Raw genomic sequence first — 18,082 nt, forward strand, 5'->3', positions numbered from 1 at the left:
GGCACGCCAACCTGGCGGCTCAGCAGGATGTGTTCACGCGTTTGCGGCATCGGACCGTCAGCGGCCGACACGACCAGAATCGCGCCGTCCATCTGGGCAGCGCCCGTGATCATGTTCTTGACGTAGTCGGCGTGGCCCGGGCAGTCAACGTGCGCGTAGTGACGCGCTTCCGTTTCGTACTCGACGTGTGCCGTGTTGATCGTGATACCGCGAGCCTTTTCTTCAGGAGCCGCATCGATCTGGTCGTAGCCCTTGGCTTCGCCGCCAAACTTGCTCGACAGAACGGTCGTGATCGCCGCCGTCAACGTCGTTTTGCCGTGGTCAACGTGACCAATCGTACCCACGTTCACGTGCGGCTTGGTACGTTCAAACTTGCCTTTTGCCATGGCTGACTCCTGACCTGGATTGCGCTTCTGACTGAAGAAAAGAACTTTGGAAATTAGTGGTGCCCATGGCGCGGATCGAACGCGCGACCTCTCCCTTACCAAGGGAGTGCTCTACCACTGAGCCACATGGGCATGTAAATCTTGGAGCGGGTGAAGGGAATCGAACCCTCGTCGTAAGCTTGGAAGGCTTCTGCTCTACCATTGAGCTACACCCGCGGGCTACCCTTTCACCATCTCTATCCCAAACTTTCAAAATCAAGGCCCGGGGAACTTTCCAACCTTCGTTGCGAAGGCCGCCCAGTTCCCTAGGCCTACATTTTAAAATCCAGGCAAACATCGCCTGGATTCAGGTATGGGTCTCTGGTGGAGGAGGTTGGATTCGAACCAACGTAGGCGCAAGGCCAACAGATTTACAGTCTGCCCCCTTTAACCACTCGGGCACCCCTCCAGCGGAGAACTTGAGATTATGAACACTTTCAAAACCGCTGTCAAACGCCTGGGATGAAAAATATTCAAATCTTTTGTTCTACCTCCGCCGCGTTTCCGCGCAGAGGGGGCGAAGCTTACAAGATTCCGCGAACGGCTGCACGGAAAAGTTCAGCGTACTGCTCTGGCGTGTAGGTCACGGGGTTGGTTCCGCCCGACGGATCCTCGCTGGCCATGCGCCCTACCCGATCGGCTTCCGAGTCGTTGATGCCGATGTCGGCCAGGGTATGGGGAATGCCCACGGTTTCGCGCAAGGCCAGCACCCAGTCCAGCACCGCGCCCGGGTTGTCGTCCGGCAGCGCCAGGTAGCGGGCCAGCGCCTGCAGCCTCGGCGCGACAGCATGCTGGTTGGCCTTGAGCACATAGGGCATGAGGATGGCATTGAGCATGCCGTGGTGCGCGTCGTACAACGCACCCAGCGGATGCGCCAGCGCATGCATCGCGCCCAGGCCGCGCTGGAACGCGGTGGCGCCCATGCTGGAAGCCACCAGCATCTGCTGGCGCGCCTGCAGATCCGTACCGTCGGCGACCGCTTGCGGCAGGTATTCCTTGATGATGCGCATGCCTTCCAGCGCGATGCCGGCGGCCATGGGATGGAAAAACGGCGAACAGTAGGCTTCGAGGTTGTGCGACAGCGCGTCCATGCCGGTGGCCGCGGTGATCTTCGGCGGCAGGCCCGTCGTGAGCTCCGGATCGAGGATGACGATGGCGGGCAGCATGCGCGCGTGAAAGATGATGCGTTTGACGTGCGCGGCTTCATCAGTGATGACTGACGCACGGCCCACTTCCGAACCGGTGCCCGCCGTTGTCGGCACCGCCACCACCGGCGCCATGCCGGCGACATTGACGCGCAGGTAGTTGTCGCCCACGTCTTCGAAGTCCCAGAGCGGACGGTTCTGCCCCGCCATCAGCGCAATGGCCTTGGCTGCATCCAGTGCCGAACCGCCGCCGAACGCGATCACGCCATCATGGCGGCCTTCGCGATAACGCGCCACACCGTCGTCGACATTGCGCCCGGTCGGATTGCCCTTCACTTCGTGGAACAGGCCGCATTCCAAGCCCGCCTGCCGGCACGCGCGTACGGCCTCGCCAATCATGGGCAATGCCGCCAGGCCCGGGTCGGTGACCAGCAAGGGCCTTGCCATGCCGAGTTCGCGGCACCAGTGCGGCAGTTCCTTGATACGGCCGGGGCCCGCCTTGATGGCGGTGGGATAGTTCCAGTTGACGCTGGGGACAGTCATGTCGGCTCCTGGTCGCGCGGCCTCAGGCCACGCTGCGCAGATGAAAGGATTTGGCTTGGGTGAGTTGTTCGTAGCCGACCTGCGACAGCGATACGCCGCGGCCGGTGTGCTTGACGCCCGTCCATGCCAGCGCGGGGTCCAGGTAGTCGCAGCGATTCATGAAGAACGTGCCGGTGCGCACCTGGCGGCCCAGATGCAATGCGGCGTCTTCGTCCTGCGTGAACACGGCCGCGGTCAGGCCGTAGGGACTGTCGTTCATCAACGCGACGGCCTCTTCGTCGCTGTCCACCGGCATCACGCCGACCACGGGCCCGAAGCACTCGTCGTTCATGATGCGCATGTGGTGGTCGACCTGCGTGAGCAGCGCGGGCGCCACGTAAGGCGTGCCGGCACGGGCGGCCTCGAAGCGGCTGGCGTCGACCAGGTTGCGGGCGCCGCGCGACAGGGCTTCGTCGATCACTTCCCGCACCTCGTCGGCTGCGCGCGTGCGCACCACGGGACCCAAGGTCGTTTCGGCGCGCAGCGGATCACCGAGCACGTAGTCGTTGGTCAGGCTCGCCGCGCGGTCGACGAATTCCTGGTAGCGGGAGCGCGCCACATAGATGCGCTGGATGCCGCAGCAGGACTGGCCCGAATTGAAGAACGCGCCATCCACCAGGGTTTCGACGGCGTGGTCGAGCTTGGCGTCCGTCCGCACATAGGCCGGATCGTTGCCGCCCAGTTCCAGGCCTACACCGATGAAGCGGCCGGCGGCAGCCTGTTCCACGCTGCGCCCCCCACGCACCGAGCCGGTGAACGACACATAGCCGATCTCCGGGGCACGAATCAACCGCTGCGCGATGTCGTGGTTGGCATGCAGGTACTGGAACACGCCCGGCGGCACGCCCGCCTCGCTGAACGCGCGGCCGATCAGTTCGGCGCATAACGGTGTCTGGTCGGAGTGCTTGAGGATGACGGTGTTGCCCGCCATCAATGCCGGCACGATGCTGTTGACGGCCGTGAGCAGCGGGTAGTTCCACGGCGCGATCGTCAACGCCACGCCGATCGGTTCGCGGCTGATGAAGCGCGTGAAGCCCGTCAGCTCGGGCACGCGTATCGGTGCCAGCGCGGCGGCGGCGATGCTGATCATGTGGCGCGCGCGTGCCTCGAAGCCGTCGACCTCGCCAGGCGTATAGCGCAGCGGCCGTCCCATCTGGATCGTGATTGCGCGCGCCGCTTCGGCCTTTGCCGCGACGAAACGCGTGACGGCCTCTGACAGAATGCGTGCGCGTTGTTCGATGCCCAACGAATGCCATGGCGCTTGCGCGGCCTGCGCGTCGGCCAGCGCCTGCGCGATCTGCGCTTCACTGGCGTAGGGACGACGCACGACTTCGCGGCCGTCGATGGGACTGATGGTGATAAGTTCCTGCGTCATGGCGGCCCTATGCGTACAAGCTGTGGATAAGTGTGGTGCGCGTCTTCGTGGTCAGATGATTTCGAAGTACCGCGCCAATTCCCAATCGGTGACATGGCGCCGGAACTGGCGCTCTTCCCATTCACGCGTGGCGGCGTAATGCTCGACGAAGGCATCGCCGAACAGGTGACACGCCGCTTCGGATTCACGCAAGCGCTGGGCCGCTTCCCACAAGGTGGTGGGCAAACGCAGGTGCGCGGGAAACTGCTGGGTATAGGCGTTGCCCTGCACCATGGGCTCGGGCTTGAGGCCCTGCTCGATGCCGTACAGGCCCGATGCCAAAGCCGCGGACAGCGCCAGGTAGGGATTGGCATCGGCCGAGCCGATGCGCACTTCGACGCGCTGCGACTTATCGCTGCCCGGAATGAGCCGCAACGCGGTAGTGCGGTTTTCCATGCCCCAGGTGGCGTCCAGCGGCGCCCAGTAGCCCGGCACCAACCGTGAGTAGCTGTTGATGGTCTGCGCGTACAGCGCCATGAATTCCGGCAGGTAGCGCTGCACGCCGGCCATGAACGCAGTCTGCGTCGCGCTCATGCCGTGGGGCTGCGATTCATCGTAGAAGGCCGAGCGGCCGCTCTTGCGCTCGCGTAGCGAAAGATGGATGTGGCCGCTCTGGCCGGGATGGTCATGCGACCACTTGGCCATGAAGGTGGCCATCAGGCCGTTCTGCTGCGCCAGCGCCTTGGTGAAGGTCTTGAAGAGAAAAGCCTTGTCGCCGGCAGCCGCGGCCTGGTCGACCGCGATGGCGGCTTCGAGCACGCCCGGACCGGTCTCCGTATGCAGGCCTTCGATGGGCATGTCCATGCGTTCGCACATGTCCAGCAGCTTGCGATAGAAATCGCCCTGCACCGTGCTGCGCAGCATGGAATAGCCGAAGTTGCCGGGCGTCCAGTTCTCCATGTCGCGATAGTGCTTGGCGCGCACCGAATGCGGCGTTTCGCGGAACATGAAGAACTCGTATTCGAGCGCGGCGTAGACCTCAAAGCCCATGTCGGCCGCGCGGTCGAGCGTGCGGTGAAGCAGGCGACGCGGGCAGATCTGGGCCGCAGGGCCTTCGAACTCAGCCAGGAACAGCAGCATGTCTTCGCCGCCCGGTCCTTGTTCCAGCGGCAGCCGGCGGCCGGTGGACGGAACGATGCGCAGCTTGGCGTCCGGATACGCCGTGTGCCAGCCGGTGTATTTGGTGTTGTCGTAGAGCTGGTCGTCCAGATCCCAGCCAAACACGACGTCGCAGAACGCCAGCCCGCCGCGCAGCGCGGACAGGAATTTGTCGCGCCGGATGTACTTGCCCAGCATGACGCCATCGACGTCAGACAGGCCGACCTTGATATGCGAGAGCGTGCTGGCTTGCACCAGCCGCTCTGCGTCTTCCACCGTTGCTACCCCTAGTGCATGCATGCTTGTTCACCTTGTCCGTGGCTGAAGCGTTGCGTTGACTTGCGGGGTCGCGGGGCGTGGCGTTTCAGGTCTTGGCCGCCCCCAGCACTCGCATCGCCTCGCGATGCAGTTGCGGTGTGGCGGCCGCAATCACGCGGCCCTGCGACGCGAGGCCTAACGGCTGCCCCGACCAATCGGTAATGACGCCGCCCGCCCCTTCGATGACGGGCATCAGCGCCAGATAGTCATAAGGCTGCAGGCCGGCCTCGACCACCAGGTCGACGTGGCCGCTGGCCAGCAGGCCATAGCTGTAGCAATCGCCGCCGTAGCGGCGCATGCGCACCGACTGGGTCAGCGTATCAAACGCGGCCAGATCGGCGCCTTCGAAGATGTCGGGCGAGGTGGCGTAGAGAATCGCCTGTCCCAGCTCGGTGCAGCCGCTGGCGCGGCAGACTTCGCCGTTCAAGCGCGCGGGGGACTCCGCGGCGCCGAGCCAACGCTCATCCAGCATCGGGATATCGATCAGACCCAAAACGGGGTGGCCGCGGTGCAGCAGTGCAAGCAGGGTGCCCCACAACGGGTTGCCCGAGATGAAGGCGCGCGTGCCGTCGATGGGGTCAAGGGACCACACCAGTTCGGCTTCGGCATGGCTGGCGCCGAATTCCTCGCCGAAGATGCCGTGGTCGGGGTACTGGCTGGCGATGGCCGCGCGCAATGCGGCTTCGACCTCGCGGTCGGCCTGGGTGACGGGACTTTCATCCGCTTTGGTATCCACCGACAGCGGGTGGCGGAACCACTGGCGCGACAAGGGCCGGACCTGGTCCGCCAGCGATTGGGCGAACGAGGAAAAAGCGGCCAGTTGCTGCGCGGTAAGCGGCGGCGAAGTTTGCATTGACGAGCTCCCAGGCGTGGTGCGGCGCCAAAAAAACCCATGCGAATTAAGGTTTTTCCAGTCTAGACACGTTGCCACAAATTTGCAAATATACCTAAAAACGCAACCCAAACGTCTTACAGCAGGCCGCTGTCCGCAAACCGTAGCTCACCGCCGTTGCCGTGTATTCCTTTCCGGAGTTCCATCATGCAATGTAAGAAGAAGCTTAGCCTTGTGGTTGCAGTAATTTCCCTAAGTTGTGCACAGGCCGCCCATGCGGGCGCCATCACCGTCTATTCCGCCCTCGAAGAAGACGAGATCGCTGCCTACCTGAAGGCCGCCAACGCCGCCATGCCGGACGTGAAGGTGAACGTGCTGCGCCTGTCCACCGGCGACCTGGGCGCGCGCCTGATCGCCGAAGCGGGCAACCCCCAGCAGGATGTGATCTGGGGCTTTGCCGTCAGCAACATGCTGGACCCGCGGCTGCAGAAGCTGCTGGAACCCTATGCCGCGAAAGGCATCGACGCCCTGCCCGCCCAGTACAAGGCCGCCGACAACAAGTGGTTCGCCGCGACGGGCTATGTAGCCGCGTTCTGTGTGAATACCGATCGGCTGAAGTCGAAGAACCTGCCCATGCCCACATCGTGGGAAGACCTGGCCAAACCGGTCTACAAGGGTGAAATCGTCATCCCCAGTCCCGCGGCCTCCGGCACGGGCTACCTGCAGATCGTGGCGCTGCTGCAAGGACTGGGCGCCGAGAAGGGCTGGGCGTACCTGAAGGACTTGGACAAGAACGTGGCGCAGTACACGCCATCCGGCTCGCGCCCGTGCAAGATGGCGCGTGCCGGGGAATATGCGATCGGCGTGTCGTTCGCCTTCCCTGCCATGCAATCCATCGAGGAAGGCTTCCCGGTCAAGATGGTGATTCCGTCGAAATGGGTGGGCTACGAGCTGGAAGCGTCCGGCCTGATGAAGACCGCCAAGAACCCGACGGACGCCAAGCGCTTCCTGGACTGGACGCTGTCGGCGCAGGCCGGCGGGCTGTACAGCAAGTACAAGGAACTGGTGACCATTCCCGGCGCGGCGCCGAACAAGGCCGCCGAGGCCGCCGGCCTGCCCAAGGACCTGACCGCGGTGCTGTACCCCGTGGACTTCCAGAAATCGGCCGCCGAGCGCGACGCCACCGTCAAGACCTGGCAAGACACCATCAAACGCTGACGGCATGCGGCCGGCGCCGCCGGCCGCAGCGCCCAGCTGGAGCAGCCATGTACCTGGAACTGCGCGGGATACGCAAGACCTTCGATGGCGCGGTTGCGCTGGAAGGCATCGACCTGTCTGTCGGCGAACACGAATTCGTCTGCTTGCTGGGCCCCAGCGGCTGCGGCAAGACGACGCTGCTGCGCATCGTGGCAGGACTGCTGCCGTTCGATGCGGGCAGCATCATGCTGGGGGGGCACGATCTGTCGGCGCTGCCGGCGCGCAAGCGCGGCTTCGGCATCGTGTTCCAGTCGTATTCGCTTTTTCCCAACATGACCGTGGCCGAGAACGTCGGCTACGGCCTGCGCATACGCGGCGAAAGCCGCGACCGTATCGCCGCACGCGTGACGGAACTGCTGGCGCTGATCAAGCTGCCCGATTATGCGCAGCGCTATCCGCACCAGCTTTCCGGCGGCCAGCAGCAGCGCGTGGCGCTGGCCCGGGCGTTGGCGGTGGACCCCGCCCTGATCCTGCTCGACGAACCGCTGTCGGCGCTGGATGCCCGCGTGCGCACGGACATGCGCGCGGAAATTCACGAAGTGCAGCGCCGGCTCCGTATTCCCACCATCATGGTGACCCACGACCAGGAGGAAGCCCTGACGCTGGCCGACAAGATCGTCTGCATGAATGACGGGTGCGTGGAGCAAGTCGGATCGCCGTCCGACCTGTATCTGCGCCCCCAGACGCGGTTCGTGGCCAATTTCGTGGGGCTGAGCAATCTGCTGCCCACCGATTGGGTACGCCAGGCCATGCCAGCGCTGCTGGCCACGCGGCCCGAAGGCGCCAGCGACCGTTTCGAGGCCTGCCTGCGCCCCGAGAGCCTGCGCATCGCCGCCGACGACCAAGGCCCCGGACGCGTACGCGGGATGACCTTCATGGGCAACCTGACGCGTTTGCGGGTGGACTGGCAAGGCCGCGAACTGCTGGTGGAGCAACAGGGCGCAGCCGGACTGTCGCAGGGCGCGCCGGTACGCCTGGACATGGAGCCGGGACAATGCGCCTGGGTCCGCGTATGACGCCGGCAGCCGCGACAGGGCGGCCGGGAGTCACCGCGTGAGCACGGCCCGCATGAGCGCGACCGCATCAGCCCCCGCCGCCCGCGTGCCCTGGTCGCTGGACCGGGTGCTGCTTTGGACCTGCGTCGGCATACCGATGGCGGGCCTGGCGCTGTTCTTCCTGTTTCCGCTGGCAACGGTGGCCTGGCGCAGCCTGGTAGAAAAGGACGGCGGGATCGGCCTGGGCAACTATGCCGAGGTGTTCGCGACCCGCGGCATCCTGACCGCCACCGCCAACAGCCTGACCATGAGCACGGCCACTACCGTCGTCAGCCTGCTGCTGGGCTTTGCCATCGCCTACGGGCTGGACCGCAGCCGCATGCGCGGCAAGGCCTACGTCAAGTTGGCATTGGTGCTGCCGCTGCTGGCGCCATCGCTGGTACAAGGCCTGGGTCTGATCTTCATCCTGGGCCGCAACGGCCTGGTGCACCGCTGGACCGGCTGGGAATTCGATATCTATGGCTTCTGGGGCCTGTTGATTTCCAATGTGTTCTACGCCCTGCCCCAGGCGGTGCTGATCCTGCAGGCGGCGCTGCGCAACACCGATGCGCGCTACTACGATGCGGCCGAAGTGATGGGCGCATCCAGCACGCGGCAGTTCTTCGACATCACGTTGCCCAACTGCAAGTTCGGATTGTTGAGCGCCGCCTTTGTGGTCTTCGTCATCACCATCACCGACTTCGGTAACGCTGCGGTGATCGGCGGCAACTACAAGGTGCTGGCCACCGAGATCTACAGTCAGGTGTCGGGCCAGATGAACTTCGGCATGGGATCGGTGGTGGGCATCCTGCTGCTGCTACCGTCGTTGATCTCGGTGCAGATCGAACGCGTGGCGTCGCAGCGCCAGTTCGGCGCCGCCTCGCCCAGCGGCCTGCGCGTGACGCCGCAGCCGGCGCGCGGTCGCGATCGCGCCTTCACGGCCGGCGTGCTGCTGTGTGCCAGCGCGATCGTCGCCACGGTGGCCACCGTGGTGTTCGCCAGCTTCATGCGCCTGTGGCCCTACCGCATGGAATGGACGCTGAAGCACTACGACATCACCGTCAGCGGTGGCTACGCGCCGCTGTGGACGTCGCTGTACCTGTCGTTGGCCGCCGCGTCCGGCGGCGTGCTGCTGCTGTTCTTCCTGACCTTCGGAGTGTGCCGCATTCCGCGGGCCTGGGCCAAGGTGGTGTACCTGGTGTCGGTGCTGCCGGTGGGCGTGCCTGGTCTGGTGCTGGGCCTGTCCTATATCTTCGCCTTCAACTCGCCAGCCACGCCGCTCTATGCGCTGTACGGCAGCGCCGCCTTGATCGCGCTATGCAATTTCTACCACTATCACACGCAGGGTTTCCTGACGATGATGACGGGCATGCGCGCAGTGCCACAGGCCTTGGAGGAAGCGGTCAGCTGCCTGGGCGGCGGCACCTGGCAGATACTGCGCGATGCGGTGCTGCCGCAGATCGCCCCCACGGTGCTGGGCGTGTTCTTTTTCCTGTTCATGCGGTCCATGGTGACGCTGTCCGCGGTGATTTTCCTGGTGACGCCCTCGGTCAGCGTGGCGCCGGTTTCTGTCTTGCGGCTGGACGAAGCGGGGTTCGTCTCGCAGGCGGCGGCCTATTCGACGCTTATCATGCTGGTCGTGGGCGGTTCCCTGCTGGCGATGCGCGCGTTGATCGCGCTGGCGGCACGGCGCCGCAAATAGATTAGGAAGCATCCGATATGTGGCAAGAAGAGCGGTATCAAAGAATCCGCGCCCTGCTGTCTTCCCTGCAGCAGGTATCGACCGATCGTATCGTCGGCGAACTGGGGGTATCACGGGAGACAGTCAGGCGCGACCTGCTGGAGCTGGAAGCGATGGGCGAGCTGCGCCGCGTGCACGGCGGCGCCGTGCCGGTGCACAGCGAGCCGCCCATCACCGAACGCGTCCATACGCGCGTCAAATACAAACGTGCCATCGCGCGCGCCGCAGCAGGCCTGGTCAGCAGCGGACAGACGTTGTTTCTTGACGCGGGCAGCACCACCAGCGTGCTGGCCGACGAACTGGCCAAGCTGACCGGACTGACCATCATCACCAATTCGTTCGACGTGGCGCTGAAAGTCGGCGCGGCCGGCAACGGCGCCAACGAACTGATCATGCTCGGCGGAGCGGTGAGCGGCCCGGTGTGCGCCACCGCCGGCGACATCACCATCGCCGAAATCCACCGCTACCGCGCCGACCTGGCGCTGCTCTCGCCGGTGGGCGTGGATGCGGAATGCGGCGCCACCAGCTACGACCTGCGCGAGGCCGAAGTGGCCCGCGCCATGGCCGCCAACGCCAAGCAACGCGTGCTGCTGGCCGACTTCAGCAAGATCGGTCTGTGCAGCCGCGTGTCGTATTGCGAGGTGGGCCGCATCGATCACCTGGTCACCAACACCAATGCTGAAAAGATGCCGGCCTTCGCGCCGCTGAAAGCGGCGGTGGGCAAGACGTTAGCCGTCTAGCCCCGCGTCAATCCACCGACACACCCGCCACCTTCACCATGTCTGCCCAGTACACCGTGTCCTGCTGCAAGCGTTTCTGGAAAGCATCGGGCGCGCTGCCCACGGGTTGGCTGCCGCCCGCCTGGATCTTGGCGATCACATTGGGCGACTTCATGGCCTGGGCCACGGCCTTGGCCAGATAGGCGATGCGGTCGGGCGGCGTGCCGGCGGGTGCGAACAGACCATACCAGTCATCGGCGGTGATGCCGTCCATGCCCGATTGCTTGAGCGTGGGCGCGGTCTTGAAGATGCCGATGCCATTGTCGTGGCTGAGCGCCAGGATGCGCAGCTTGCCGGCAGCCACCATGGGTTCGGCCGATGCGGGCGAAGTGATCAGCATGTCCACGGTGCCGCCCATCAGGTCGGTGATGGCGGGCGCAGCGCCGCGGTATGGCACGTGCACCAGTTTCACGCCAGCCTTTTGCGACAGCAGCGCGCCCATCAGGTGGCTCATGGTGCCGTTGCCAGGCGTTGCGTAAGTGATGACGCCGGGCTGTTTGCGTGCAGCGTCCAGGTAGTCGCCCAACGACTTGTAAGCGCTTTCACTGCGCGACACGAGCACCAGCGGCGCGGACGTGATCTGCGAGATGGGCACGAAGTCCTTGACCGGATCGAAGCCCACGTTCTTGTACAGACGCGGGTTGACGGCCATGACGCTGGTCTGCGACATCACCAGCGTGTAGCCGTCAGGCTTGGCGCGCGAGACCTGGGAGGTGCCCACGTTGCCACCGGCGCCGGATCGGTTTTCCACCACCACGCTTTGCCCCGTGATCGCGCCGAGCTCCTGCGCGATCAGGCGCGCCACGCCGTCGTTGCCGCCCCCGGGCGGAAACGGCGATACGACCGTGATCGCCTGTTTGGGATAGTCGGCCAGCGGCGCGAGCGCCTGGGCGTGGGCGTTGGCCCCCCAAGCCAGGCAGGCCAGGGCCGCCGCGGTTCTGCAGGCTTGCAGCACGTGTTGCTTTGTCATCGGTACTTCCCCTTGTTGTCGGCAGCCGGATACTCGGCTGTCCGTTGCATTTCGGTTCGCCATGAACCGTCCGCGCCCCGGCGGCTGGGCGCCGGGGCGTGCTGATCGGATAAAGCATGTCGTGCGGCCGCTTGCGCAGCGCGAGGGCTACGACGCCGGGAAGCGGTACGCGGCGCGTTCGCGCTCGTCGATCTGCTTGACCAGGTTGGTTTCCCAGGCGAGGTACTGACGCGCCGCGGCCTTGTTGCCGTCGTGGCGGTCGTGCACGAAAAACAGGTAGTCGATGCAATCGCGGTCGGCGGGCTCGTCAGGCGTGGCTTGCAGCGCCAGGCCCGCGGCCGACCAGCCGGCTGGCGAACCGAGATTGACCTTGACGTCGCGCACACCCAGCGCCCGCAGATCCGCCGCCGCCCAGGCGGCTACGGCCAGTTCGTCGGCCAGCAGCACCACAGGTTGCGCGGGATCCAGTACCAGATCGGCAAAGCGCGGGCGGATCGACCATTGCGCCGCCGCGATATGTTGCGCGCGATAACGCATGCTGGCGCGGATATCGACCAGCTGCGCCCCCTGGGCCGATGCAGCGGCCAGCGCGGTATCGTCGAGCACCGACACGGCCGGCGCATCGACCGAAGCCGCGGTGACATTCAACACGGCAGCCACGCCCTCTTGCAACACGCTTGCGTCCCAGCCCATCTGGCGCAGCCAGCTGGCCACGACCGGCGCACGCACGCCTTCGGCATCGAACACCACGATTCGCGCGCCTCGCACAGCCAGGTATTGGTCGGTGGCCTGGATCAGCTGGCCGCCCGGCGTGTGCTGTGCGCCGGGCAAGGACCCTTGCGCGAATTCTTCGGCGCTGCGGACATCGCACAGGAAGGTGCTGCGGTTCGCGTCATTCAGCCAGTGCTGTACCTGACTTGCATTGACGCGCGGCACGGCATGGCGCTCGGCCAGATTGGCTGAACGTTGCACAAGCGCCGGCAGGTCTTCGGGCGCCACGCTATCAGCGTAGCGGCGCTGCGCGCCATGGTCGAGCTTGAAGTCTTCCAGATACCAACCTTGAGTGCCGTTTTCCAGCGCGTAGACAGGGTTGGGCACGCCAAGATTGATCAACGTCTGTGCACCGATGATGCTGCGCGTGCGCCCTGCGCAGTTGACCACGATGGTGGTGGCCGGGTCCTTGGCCAGGGTGTGTGCACGCAAGGCCAGTTCACCATTGGGGCAGCAGATGCCGCCCGGAATGCTCATCTTCTGGTATTCGGCAAAGGGCCTGCCATCCAGCACGATCAGGTCATCGCCGCGGCGCTGGCGTTCGGCCAGTTCACGTGCGCCGATGCGGGGAGTGTGGAAAACTTCTTCAGCCAGTTCGCCAAAGGTTTTGCTGGGCACGTTGACGCCGGCGAATGCCGCATAGCCGTCGCGCAGCCATTGGGCAATGCCGCCTGCCAAGCGATACACCTGTGGATAACCCAACCCGCGCAATGCGTGCGCCGCACGAGCCGCCGTGTCGTCCGTGCCGCCCTCGTCATAGACCACCACGCGCACACCGCGACGCGGCGCCAGCCGCGCGATGTCGACTTCAAGTCGGCTGTAAGGGACCGGCGCGGCATAGAACAAGTGAGACTCGCCGTATTGACCATGTTCGCGCACGTCCAGCAGCGCGATCTCGCTACCGTCGTGCAGCCAGTCCTTGAGCGTGTGGGAATCGACGTCGGCCGTGTTCAGGGCGGAATGGGAATGCATCAGTGAATTCTCGGGAATCGGAAATGGGGGAAAGGCGGATATCAGCGCTGAGGCCGCAGCTGGGTCAACGCGTGTTCGAGGTCGGCGATCAGGTCTTCCGGATCTTCCAACCCGATATGCAGGCGCAACATCGGACCGGGCTTCTGCGGCGTCGGCAGCGATCGCGCATTGCCCAGTTGCACCGGAATCACCAGGCTTTCGAAGCCGCCCCACGAAGCGCCGATGCCAAACAGTCGCAGCGCATCGATGGCGCGCTCCATGTCGGCATCGGTAATGGGCGCCACGAACTCCAGTGTCAACAGGCCGTTGGTGCCGGAACATTCACGCTGCCAGACGGCATGCGAAGGATCGCCAGGCAGCGCCGGGCACAGCACGCGCGCGACCTCTGCCCTGCCCTGCAGCCACTCGGCCACGCGCATCGCGCTACGGGCATGCTGGGCCAGGCGTAGCGGCAGGGAACGCATGCCACGCAGCACCAGGAAGGCATCGTCGGCGCCGACGGTCTGGCCGAAGTCGATGCCTGCGCGGTCCAACGGCCGCCAGGCGCGCGGGTTGGTCACCACCGCGCCCATCATCACGTCGGCGTGGCCACCCAGGTATTTCGTGGCGGCAAGAATCGAGATATCGGCGCCCAGAGACAGCGGCTGGCACAGCAATCCCGAAGCCCAGGTGTTATCCACAGCCAGCCAGCAATCGTGTTGCCGTGCCAGCTCGGCCAGGCGGCGCAGGTCCGGCATTTCATAGGTGAGCGAACCCGGCGATTCGGCGTAGATCATGCGGGTGTTCGGACGCACCAACTGGGCCAGGCCGTTGCCATCCGGCGGGTAATACGAGAACTCGATACCCAGGCGCGACAGATGTTCGGCGCAAAAGCGGCGCACCGGCTCGTAAACGGCGTCAGTCACCAGCACGTGGTCGCCGGCGCGCAGATAGGCCAGCAGCACCGTGGCGATGGCTGCCTGCCCCGTGGGAAACAGCTTGGCGCGAAAGCCCTGTTCCAGTTCGACCAGCGCGTCTTCCAGTGCGTGCGTACTATCGGTGCCGCGCGCGCCGTAGGACGGCAGGCGTTCCTGCTCGCGGCGCGTTCGCGTGTCGCGCCAGGCCGCGACGCTGTCGAACACATAGGTGCTGGCACGCGTGACCGGGGTGTTGACCCAGCCGCCATGCGGGCGCCCGGCGCGCAGCAGCCGCGTCGCGGACCGATAGGGCTTGTCCATGATCAGCGACGGGTCTGCACGCCGATAGGCATGACTTTGCAGGTGCCGGCGGCCAGATCGAAGGCCAGTCGCTCGGTCAGCGTTTCCAGCGCGCGGCCGTACATGTGCAGGTGACGAATGACGCTGTCGCCCTGGATCTCGACGGCGTGGATGTCGTCGGGCATCAGTGCGATGCCGGCGCCGGGGCCGACCACGACGGTGCCGGTCTTTTCCAGATGCCCCACGCCCGGCACCGACCCGTCGTCGGTGCGGTCGTAGACGTAGTTGTATTCCACCCCCTCCACGGCCGCGATACAGGCCCAGGTGGTGTGGTTGTGCGGCACGATCTGCTTGCCCGGCCGCATCACGTTCAAGTACAGCGCGTATTGCTTGTCGGCGTCTTCGCTGATCAGGTAGCGCGCCTGACGCTCGCCTTCTTCTGGCGCCGGGTAGCGGTCCTGCGCCCACCAGTCGGTGTGGCCGGCCAGCTGGATCAGGTCGTCCAGCACGGCCTTCAGGCTGTCGCGGTTCAGGCCCTTATTTCCTAAAGTATTTTTAATATTTCCAACGGTGCTGTCGATGCCCTGCTGGTGAGGATGCGCATTGCCCACAGTGACTTTCCCTCTTGTTTCATGAGTTATTTGAGTCACTGTATCGCCACGGGCGGGGCGCAACAATTTAAATTGCCTTAATATTCCATAAGCATTGCTAATACTTTAGATTTCAAGCGACATGCGTAATCTGGATCTGGACCTGCTGCGGACGCTGACCGCGATCGCGCGCTACGACACGTTTTCCGAAGCGGCCAACCGGCTGCACAAGACGCAATCGGCCGTCACGCAGCAAATGCAGCGCCTGGAGGCCACCATCGGCCTGCCGCTATTCGAAAAGCAAGGGCGCAACAAGGCCTTGTCCACCCATGGGCGGCGGTTGGTCGAATACGCACGCCACATGCTGGCCATCAACGACGAGGCGCTGCGCGCACTGCAGGACGGGCCGCTGGAAGGCGATTTGCGATTGGGCGCGCCGCTGGACGTCGCGGACACCATCCTGCCCACGCTGCTGACGCACATTGCGCGCTCGGCGCCCCGCGTGAAACTCGAGATCCGTGCCGATCGCAGCCCTTTCCTGATGGACGCGCTGCGGGCCGGTGAACTTGACCTGACCATTTCGACGCGCTTTGATCAGGATTTCGAAGGGGTGGCGCTGCGCACCTCCCCGACTGTCTGGCTGGCGTCGGCCGACTATGTGCACGATGTGAATGCGCCCGTACCGCTGGTGCTGGCCGACGAACCCAGCATCTTCCGCCGCCTGGCGCTGACTGCGCTGGAACAGGCGCAGGTCCGCTGGCACACCAACTATGTCGCGCCGAATCTGGTGGGCATCAAGGCGGCGCTACGCGCAGGGCTGGGCGTAACGGCGCGCAGCGTGGAGCTGTTGGGGCCGGAAATGCGGGTGTTGGGCGAAAAGGAAGGCCTGCCGCCCTTGCCGGACGTGACGTACTTCCTGTGGATAAGGCGTGACCTGATCAATCCGCTGACGCGTCAGGTCTACGACATGCTCAAGGCCAGCCTGGGGTTGGCGCGGCATGCAGACGCCGCACCCAACCCCGCAAGCCTTCAATAGCGATCGAAGTAACCCTGCACGGCGGCAGGATCGCGGGTGATGCACAGCGCCAGCATCAGCAGGATGCGTGCTTTCTGCGGATTCAGGTCGCGGGCGGCGGCAAAGCCAAGCGCCGCGTCGTCCAGTTCGACATCGCGCGCCACCAGGCCACTGCCGGTGCGGCTGGACCGCGCCACCGCCACGCCATCGGCAGCCGCACGGGTCAAGGCCTCGACGGCCAGGTCGGTGGCATTGCCATCGCCCACGCCGGCCAGCACAATGCCGTCGGCCTTGCCAGCAACGAATGCAATGACGTCGGCTTGCAGATTGGCGTGCGCATAAATGATGTCCACACGCGGCCAACCGGCCTTTTCCAACAATGCGAGTGAAAACTCGCTTTGTGCCGTATGCGTGGTGGTGTTGCGCGAATAAAAGCACGGCACGCCACCGTGCATGACTCCTGCGCGTCCGCGATTGGGCGAGGCGAAGGCGCTGATGCCCGCGCAGGCGATCTTCTGGATCTCGCGTGCGTAGTGCACGTCTTCGTTCATGACGACCAGCGGGCCGCGGCCACGCGCGTCAGGGTGCCGCGCCAGCGCCACCGCGTTGTACAGGTTCGCGGGGCCTTCGGCGCCCAACGCGGTAGCGGGACGCATCGCGCCCACCAGCACCACCGGTTTGTCGTGCTGGATCACCAGGCTGAGAAAGTACGCCGTTTCTTCAAGCGTATCCGTGCCATGGGTGATGACGATGCCGGCCACCGATGCATCGGCGCACAGCGCATCCACGCGCTGCGCCAACGCGCGCCAGACGTCGTGCGTCATGTTCTGGCTGCCCACGTTGGCCACCTGCTCGGCGCGGATGTCCGCCAGGCCCGCCAACTGCGGCACGGCCGCGAGCAGGTCGCCTACCGAGAACGAGCCGGCTTTGTAGCCGGCCGCGGTGGCGTCGGCCTGGGCGCCGGCAATGGTGCCGCCGGTGGCCAGTACGGCGATGACCGGCAAAGCCTGATCAGGCATCGACCACTCCGGACAAGCCTTGACGCTCGAGCAGCGAATTCAGGTGTTCCCAGCCGTGGAAGTCGATCACGATCTGGCCCTTTTCCTTGGCGCCGACCTTCAGCGCCACACGGGTGCCCAGATGGTCGGACAAGGCCTCTTCCAGGCGCGTCAGGTCGCGCGACGCCCCGTTGGTCTTTTTCTTGGGCGACGCCGCGGTCTCGGCTTCCTTGGCGGTCTTGGCGACCAGCTTTTCTGCTTCGCGAACCGACAGGCGACGCGCGATGATCTGGTTGGCCAGCTGGATCTGCGTGGCGGCATCCACGGCCAGCAGCGCGCGAGCATGGCCCATGTCGACGTCGCCGGCCAACAGCATGGTCTGCACGGCAGCGGCCAGGTTCAAGAGGCGCAGCAGATTGCTGGTGGCCGAACGCGAGCGGCCGATGGCCTGGGCGGCCTGCTCGTGCGTCAAGCCGAATTCATCGAGCAGGCGGCGCACGCCATGCGCTTCTTCCAGCGGGTTCAGGTCTTCGCGCTGGATGTTTTCGATCAGCGCCATGACGGCCGCATTTTCGTCGGCGACTTCGCGCACCAGCACCGGCACTTCTTTCAGCCCCGCCAACTGGGCCGCGCGGAAACGACGCTCTCCCGCGATGATCTCATAGTGGCCGGGCGCATCGCCCAGCGCGCGCACAAGAATGGGTTGCATGATTCCTTGTGTGCGTATCGATTCGGCCAGCTCGCCCAGCGCGCCCTCGTCCATGCGGGTGCGCGGCTGATACTTGCCGGCCCGCATCTTCGAAACAGGCAAGGTGGACGGCAGACCCTCGGGCTTGGCCGCAGCCTTGCCGATATTGTCGATCGCAGGCGCGTCGGCGCCCAGCAAGGCGTCAAGTCCGCGACCCAAACCCTTGGGTTTCTTGGTGGCCATAGTTAAATCCTCTT

The 18,082-nt window shown here is 65.1% G+C and carries 16 protein-coding genes and 3 tRNA genes; 5 read left to right on the forward strand and 14 right to left on the reverse strand.

Features of this window, described 5'->3' with window-relative positions:
- The 8 genes from AC3WMR_RS20825 to hisN form a co-directional block, all read right to left on the reverse strand.
- Positions 1–386, reverse strand: a 386-nt coding sequence (locus tag AC3WMR_RS20825) for a GTP-binding protein (protein ID WP_492264765.1), incomplete at its 3' end; no start/stop codon positions are given.
- A 57-nt stretch (positions 387–443) separates the two neighbouring features.
- Positions 444–518, reverse strand: a tRNA-Thr gene (locus tag AC3WMR_RS20830).
- 10 nt (positions 519–528) lie between these two features.
- Positions 529–602: transfer RNA gene (locus AC3WMR_RS20835), tRNA-Gly, on the reverse strand.
- Positions 603–747: 145 nt separating this feature from the next.
- A tRNA-Tyr gene (locus tag AC3WMR_RS20840) sits at positions 748–834 on the reverse strand.
- A gap of 115 nt (positions 835–949) precedes the next feature.
- Positions 950–2,113, reverse strand: coding sequence for an iron-containing alcohol dehydrogenase (locus AC3WMR_RS20845; RefSeq protein ID WP_492264766.1), 1,164 nt, complete (start codon positions 2,111–2,113; stop codon positions 950–952).
- 22 nt (positions 2,114–2,135) lie between these two features.
- Entirely contained in the window at positions 2,136–3,527 is a 1,392-nt protein-coding gene (locus AC3WMR_RS20850) for an aldehyde dehydrogenase family protein (RefSeq protein WP_492264767.1), read from the reverse strand.
- A gap of 51 nt (positions 3,528–3,578) precedes the next feature.
- Positions 3,579–4,964, reverse strand: coding sequence for a glutamine synthetase family protein (locus AC3WMR_RS20855; protein ID WP_492264768.1), 1,386 nt, complete (start codon positions 4,962–4,964; stop codon positions 3,579–3,581).
- Between the two features lie 64 nt (positions 4,965–5,028).
- Positions 5,029–5,835 carry a histidinol-phosphatase gene (gene hisN, locus AC3WMR_RS20860; RefSeq protein WP_492264769.1) on the reverse strand — a complete coding sequence of 269 codons (807 nt, stop codon included), beginning with the start codon at positions 5,833–5,835 and terminating at the stop codon, positions 5,029–5,031.
- A gap of 186 nt (positions 5,836–6,021) precedes the next feature.
- On the opposite strand from hisN, the gene AC3WMR_RS20865 reads away from it, so the two are divergent.
- From AC3WMR_RS20865 to AC3WMR_RS20880, 4 genes are read left to right on the forward strand one after another with little or no spacing between them, the layout of a single operon-like run.
- A complete protein-coding gene (locus AC3WMR_RS20865) occupies positions 6,022–7,032 on the forward strand; it encodes an ABC transporter substrate-binding protein (protein WP_492264770.1) in 1,011 nt (336 codons plus the stop codon).
- 47 nt (positions 7,033–7,079) lie between these two features.
- Complete coding sequence (locus tag AC3WMR_RS20870) at positions 7,080–8,087, forward strand: ABC transporter ATP-binding protein (RefSeq protein WP_492264771.1); 1,008 nt, start codon at positions 7,080–7,082, stop codon at positions 8,085–8,087.
- Between the two features lie 52 nt (positions 8,088–8,139).
- Positions 8,140–9,807 carry an ABC transporter permease subunit gene (locus AC3WMR_RS20875; protein WP_492264978.1) on the forward strand — a complete coding sequence of 556 codons (1,668 nt, stop codon included), beginning with the start codon at positions 8,140–8,142 and terminating at the stop codon, positions 9,805–9,807.
- A gap of 17 nt (positions 9,808–9,824) precedes the next feature.
- Positions 9,825–10,586 (forward strand): DeoR/GlpR family DNA-binding transcription regulator, encoded by a 762-nt coding sequence (locus AC3WMR_RS20880; protein WP_492264772.1) that lies wholly within the window; start codon positions 9,825–9,827, stop codon positions 10,584–10,586.
- A 7-nt stretch (positions 10,587–10,593) separates the two neighbouring features.
- On the opposite strand, the gene AC3WMR_RS20885 is transcribed toward AC3WMR_RS20880, so the two are convergent.
- From AC3WMR_RS20885 to AC3WMR_RS20900, 4 genes are all read right to left on the reverse strand, one after another.
- A complete protein-coding gene (locus tag AC3WMR_RS20885; protein WP_492264773.1) occupies positions 10,594–11,595 on the reverse strand; it encodes a Bug family tripartite tricarboxylate transporter substrate binding protein in 1,002 nt (333 codons plus the stop codon).
- A 147-nt stretch (positions 11,596–11,742) separates the two neighbouring features.
- Positions 11,743–13,338 (reverse strand): rhodanese-like domain-containing protein, encoded by a 1,596-nt coding sequence (locus tag AC3WMR_RS20890; protein WP_492264774.1) that lies wholly within the window; start codon positions 13,336–13,338, stop codon positions 11,743–11,745.
- Between the two features lie 41 nt (positions 13,339–13,379).
- Entirely contained in the window at positions 13,380–14,555 is a 1,176-nt protein-coding gene (gene metC / locus AC3WMR_RS20895; RefSeq protein WP_492264775.1) for a cystathionine beta-lyase, read from the reverse strand.
- A 2-nt stretch (positions 14,556–14,557) separates the two neighbouring features.
- Entirely contained in the window at positions 14,558–15,145 is a 588-nt protein-coding gene (locus AC3WMR_RS20900) for a cysteine dioxygenase family protein (RefSeq protein WP_175217034.1), read from the reverse strand.
- A gap of 121 nt (positions 15,146–15,266) precedes the next feature.
- Between AC3WMR_RS20900 and AC3WMR_RS20905 the strand changes: the two genes are divergently transcribed.
- Entirely contained in the window at positions 15,267–16,160 is an 894-nt protein-coding gene (locus AC3WMR_RS20905) for a LysR substrate-binding domain-containing protein (RefSeq protein WP_492264776.1), read from the forward strand.
- Here AC3WMR_RS20905 and AC3WMR_RS20910 read toward each other — a convergent pair.
- Both AC3WMR_RS20910 and AC3WMR_RS20915 read right to left on the reverse strand, forming a co-directional pair.
- On the reverse strand, positions 16,154–17,158 hold the full coding sequence (locus tag AC3WMR_RS20910; RefSeq protein WP_492264777.1) for an asparaginase: 1,005 nt from the start codon (positions 17,156–17,158) through the stop codon (positions 16,154–16,156). The genes AC3WMR_RS20905 and AC3WMR_RS20910 overlap by 7 nt on opposite strands.
- Positions 17,151–18,068 carry a ParB/RepB/Spo0J family partition protein gene (locus tag AC3WMR_RS20915; RefSeq protein ID WP_025140376.1) on the reverse strand — a complete coding sequence of 306 codons (918 nt, stop codon included), beginning with the start codon at positions 18,066–18,068 and terminating at the stop codon, positions 17,151–17,153. The genes AC3WMR_RS20910 and AC3WMR_RS20915 overlap by 8 nt, the downstream gene beginning before the upstream one ends.
- Between the last annotated feature and the right edge of the window lie 14 nt (positions 18,069–18,082).

The organism is Achromobacter sp. FW305-C-28, from assembly GCF_058783235.1.

Bases quoted from the DNA above. Each gene is read 5' to 3' on its own strand.
- AC3WMR_RS20845 (WP_492264766.1), bottom strand. From the start codon at position 2,113: ATGACTGTCCCCAGCGTCAACTGGAACTATCCCACCGCCATCAAGGCG.
- AC3WMR_RS20850 (WP_492264767.1), bottom strand. From the start codon at position 3,527: ATGACGCAGGAACTTATCACCATCAGTCCCATCGACGGCCGCGAAGTC.
- AC3WMR_RS20855 (WP_492264768.1), bottom strand. From the start codon at position 4,964: ATGCATGCACTAGGGGTAGCAACGGTGGAAGACGCAGAGCGGCTGGTG.
- hisN (WP_492264769.1), bottom strand. From the start codon at position 5,835: ATGCAAACTTCGCCGCCGCTTACCGCGCAGCAACTGGCCGCTTTTTCC.
- AC3WMR_RS20865 (WP_492264770.1), top strand. From the start codon at position 6,022: ATGCAATGTAAGAAGAAGCTTAGCCTTGTGGTTGCAGTAATTTCCCTA.
- AC3WMR_RS20870 (WP_492264771.1), top strand. From the start codon at position 7,080: ATGTACCTGGAACTGCGCGGGATACGCAAGACCTTCGATGGCGCGGTT.
- AC3WMR_RS20875 (WP_492264978.1), top strand. From the start codon at position 8,140: ATGAGCGCGACCGCATCAGCCCCCGCCGCCCGCGTGCCCTGGTCGCTG.
- AC3WMR_RS20880 (WP_492264772.1), top strand. From the start codon at position 9,825: ATGTGGCAAGAAGAGCGGTATCAAAGAATCCGCGCCCTGCTGTCTTCC.
- AC3WMR_RS20885 (WP_492264773.1), bottom strand. From the start codon at position 11,595: ATGACAAAGCAACACGTGCTGCAAGCCTGCAGAACCGCGGCGGCCCTG.
- AC3WMR_RS20890 (WP_492264774.1), bottom strand. From the start codon at position 13,338: ATGCATTCCCATTCCGCCCTGAACACGGCCGACGTCGATTCCCACACG.
- metC (WP_492264775.1), bottom strand. From the start codon at position 14,555: ATGGACAAGCCCTATCGGTCCGCGACGCGGCTGCTGCGCGCCGGGCGC.
- AC3WMR_RS20905 (WP_492264776.1), top strand. From the start codon at position 15,267: ATGCGTAATCTGGATCTGGACCTGCTGCGGACGCTGACCGCGATCGCG.
- AC3WMR_RS20910 (WP_492264777.1), bottom strand. From the start codon at position 17,158: ATGCCTGATCAGGCTTTGCCGGTCATCGCCGTACTGGCCACCGGCGGC.
- AC3WMR_RS20915 (WP_025140376.1), bottom strand. From the start codon at position 18,068: ATGGCCACCAAGAAACCCAAGGGTTTGGGTCGCGGACTTGACGCCTTG.